The organism is Streptomyces sp. 4F14, from assembly GCF_048159485.1.
In the GTDB taxonomy this organism is placed as follows: Bacteria; Actinomycetota; Actinomycetes; order Streptomycetales; family Streptomycetaceae; genus Streptomyces.
In genome coordinates, this window is sequence record NZ_JBLRVY010000403.1 from 1 (window position 1) to 317 (window position 317).

At 70.3% G+C, this 317-nt stretch carries 1 pseudogene; it reads left to right on the forward strand.

The window, feature by feature from the left end:
- Positions 1-205, forward strand: a pseudogene (locus tag ACLZOT_RS51315) (serine/threonine protein kinase); the annotation flags it as partial.
- Positions 206-317: the final 112 nt, after the last annotated feature.

Below are 317 nucleotides of genomic sequence, written 5' to 3' on the forward strand. Positions count from 1 at the left end.
CCTGGAGCGGACGACGTTCCGCGGACACCCGGCGGTGGTCTGGGAGTACACCTTCACCCTGCAGGGCGAGCCCTGGCACGCCCGGCTGCTCGGATTCACCGTGGGCGGCAAGTCGTACCAGATCAACACGTGGTACCGCCCCGGCATCGAGGCACAGGCGTTGAAGACGTACGAGAAGGTGAGGGACGGCTTCACGGTGCTGTGACCGGAAGAGAAATGGAAAGGAGGGGTGGGGGCGCGCGCGGACACGCGCCCCCACCCCACCCACACACCCCCCGGCCCGCGGGGCGCGCCCCGAGTATGCCCACGCTCGCGGC